The sequence below is a fragment of the Imhoffiella purpurea genome, assembly GCF_000585215.1.
GTDB lineage: Bacteria > Pseudomonadota > Gammaproteobacteria > Chromatiales > Chromatiaceae > Imhoffiella > Imhoffiella purpurea.
In genome coordinates, this window is the sequence record NZ_AONC01000122.1 from 1 (window position 1) to 2,775 (window position 2,775).

Below are 2,775 nucleotides of genomic sequence, written 5' to 3' on the forward strand. Positions count from 1 at the left end.
ATGGCCATCGTCGCCTACAATGCCTTGGCCGTGATCAAGGCCGCATTGCGTCAGGTCCACGGCGCCGAGACCATCGACACGCAGGTCTCGGGCTACTATCTGGTCAACGAAATGGCCCGGGTCAGCGATAGTCTCGAGACGCTGGTGACGCCCGAGGAATGGGGCGAGTTCCCCCCCCTCTCCCCAGACGCGATGGCTGCTTGGCTGCTCGCCACCGCCCAGCACGTGCAGTTGCGCAAGTACCGCAAGCATTCACGCGCCCCCAAGAAGCCGGCTCCGGCGCGAACCCATGATCCGACCAAACCGCATGTCTCCGTCGCGCGTCTTCTTGAGAAACGTCGAAAGACGCGGCAGACCTGAGACCTGAGACCTGAGGGGATCGATCAGAGAAGACGCTCATGATCACGATCTGTGACCTTCAAAGCCCTGCTGTCACTGGACCCTCGGCTAAGAGCCCTCGAACGAAGGATTCGACATCGGCGTTGCTCTCACCTTCGCCATCGGGAGCCGGCTCGGCCATGCCCAGGAGTTCCCTGGCGCTGCCTTCGAGCATCTCGCCCCAGAGGACTCGGGTCGCCTCGATCCCCTCGACCGGCTCCTCCAGCTCCAGGTCGTATCCGAACCCCTGGCCATCCTCGCCGATGTTGCTCTTGGCTCGGGCCAGGATCCGCCTCACTCCACTGGGATGGTCGTCGGGTAGCCGAGCGGTCGCCATGACCACCCGCGCCAGGGCACCGAAGGCCAGCGATCCGGTCACCCGATCAATCGGATCTCGTCCCGAGCTGCCCTTGCTGAAGTGGGAGATCCCCAGAACAGCGCAGTGACGGGAAGCAGCCAGGTCGACCAAGGGTTGCAGTGCTCGCCGGACCTCGGCGTTGCGGTGACTGTCTCCAGAGACGGCTGCCACGATGGGATCGACGATCAGCAAGGACGGACAAGGATCCATCCAGGCCATCTTGTCGGCCAGGAGGTCGATGTCGACCGCAGGATCGAAGGCTCTCAGACCATCCTCGGTGTTGGTGGTCGTGATGAAGTGGACGCGATTGAGATCAGCCCCCACAGCCATGAGCCTCGGGACCAGGGTGTCCTTGATGTCGTCCTCTCCTGACCAGATCAGGACATCGCCTTGGAGAGCTTCGGTTCCATCGGGCCAGCGGCTCCCGAGCGAGACCGTCGCCGCCAGAGCCATGCTGACGGTGGTCTTCCCGGTGCCTGGGGCTCCAGCGAGCAGATGGACCTTCCCAGCCGCGAGCCATCCGGGCCAGAGCCAACGCACGGGATCGGGCTTGATAGTCGAGGCAGCCTTGGTGTTCACGTCGATGAATCCCTCGGATGATGCGCCGAAGATGTCTCTGGGATGGATCACGCTGCCATCGGTGGCATGAACGATTCCGGTCTCGCGCTCGATCCAGTTGCCCGCTCCGTCTCGATGGACCCGGACCCAGCCTGGATTGTAGGGAGACTGCAGCAGATGGCTGCCCCAGCGGTCGCGGACGACCTGGGTCTCTTGATCATCGGGTCGGCGGATGGTGGCGACTGGGGTGAACTCCTGGAGCGGAGTGTCGAGGGCTCCAGCTTTGCTGGGTGCAGAGGCTCCAGAGGATCTGGAGGCGGAAGTATGCCTGGAGGTGTTGGACACCCCCTCGGCAAGGAAGGGGCTCGCACTCATTCGGATGCCTCCTCCTCAGCGGCAGCGACGGTCGTCCTGATCGCCTTGATGTTTGAGCCGGTGACCGCCGAGACGATCCGGTTCCACTCCTCCAGTCCGGCTTCGCTGGCCATGGCGTGGGTGAAGTAGCCACTCTGGCTCGTCAGCTCGGCCTTGTTGAGGTAGACCTTCCACATCCAGGATCTGGTCCCGGCGTAGACGTCCAGGCTGATCGTGCTGCGGATGTTCAGGTCGGCAGTGGCGACGGTCTTGTCGGTGGAACCGGGAGCGAGGAGTTGTTCGCGGGATTTCATGGGTCGATCTCTCCAAGAGTTGGATTTGAGAAATCGACCGCTCACACAGGCAGTCTGACGTTGTCAGTGAAGCAACAGCGTCAGGGGCAGAGGCTCTCCCAGGAGGAAGGAATGGGAACTCCGGGCGCAACTTGGCCAGGGATCGGCGCAGTTGGGCCGCGAGCGGACAGACCAACCCCTAGGGCGGTATCATGTCCGAGCCGGTGCAAGCCGTTAGTGGCGGTCTTGCTTTGCCGTCGGGGTGTTGGTAGCACCCTGGCGGACGGCTTTTACTCTACGGCAAGTTTTCCCTTCCTGCCAACTCTCTCGTTCCTTGCCGGTTAGCGATAGTGTCGTCAGGGCTTCTGATCAGAATACACAATCATCTCTCAAACTTGACAGCATTACTGAGCTACGTAAACAAACTCGGCTTTGGCCAATTTAGGCCGTCGCCGCAAGCTGGTCGAGCAAGCGATCCAGGCGTTTGGCAGAAATTAGGACCCGGTCCGGCTCTGACGTTGAGTCGCTGTAATTGTCCTCGGCCCAGAGGGTGCGGCGCACCAGGGCCAGGCAGTCCGAGAAGGTCGCCTGCGGCTTGAGGTACCAGGCGGTGGAGCGTGCCAGGGTGTCCCAGCGCTCGCGCCACTGATAGACCATCAGACACACGAGCGAGAACAGCGCCAGCAGTCCGGGCGTGGTCCGGGCGATGGCCAAGTCGCTCCATTGACGCTGGGTCTCCACGCCGAGATGCCGGCGTGTTTCCTCGAAGGTGACCTCCAGCGACCAACGCCAGACGAACAGTTCGATAATGCGCTCCGGTGCCATGGTGAGGTC

3 protein-coding genes and 1 pseudogene are annotated in these 2,775 nt (G+C 62.5%); 1 reads left to right on the plus strand and 3 read right to left on the minus strand.

Annotation, left to right across the window (positions count from 1 at the left end; translation table 11 throughout):
• A pseudogene (locus D779_RS20695) lies at nucleotides 1-360 on the plus strand (IS4 family transposase); the annotation flags it as partial.
• A 58-nt stretch (nucleotides 361-418) separates the two neighbouring features.
• On the opposite strand, the gene D779_RS20700 reads toward D779_RS20695, so the two are convergent.
• The 3 genes from D779_RS20700 to D779_RS20710 all read right to left on the minus strand — a co-directional run.
• Nucleotides 419-1,669, minus strand: coding sequence for an AAA family ATPase (locus D779_RS20700; protein ID WP_081763647.1), 1,251 nt, complete (start codon nucleotides 1,667-1,669; stop codon nucleotides 419-421).
• A complete protein-coding gene (locus D779_RS20705) occupies nucleotides 1,666-1,962 on the minus strand; it encodes a hypothetical protein (protein WP_043758423.1) in 297 nt (98 codons plus the stop codon). Before D779_RS20705 ends, D779_RS20700 begins: the two co-directional genes overlap by 4 nt.
• Nucleotides 1,963-2,382: 420 nt before the next feature.
• A partial coding sequence (locus D779_RS20710) for a hypothetical protein (RefSeq protein ID WP_043758427.1) occupies nucleotides 2,383-2,775 on the minus strand: 393 nt, incomplete at its 5' end.

What these genes read in the sequence shown, in the direction of transcription:
- D779_RS20705 (WP_043758423.1), bottom strand. Translation starts at nt 1,962, where the DNA reads ATGAAATCCCGCGAACAACTCCTCGCTCCCGGTTCCACCGACAAGACC.
- D779_RS20700 (WP_081763647.1), bottom strand. Translation starts at nt 1,669, where the DNA reads ATGAGTGCGAGCCCCTTCCTTGCCGAGGGGGTGTCCAACACCTCCAGG.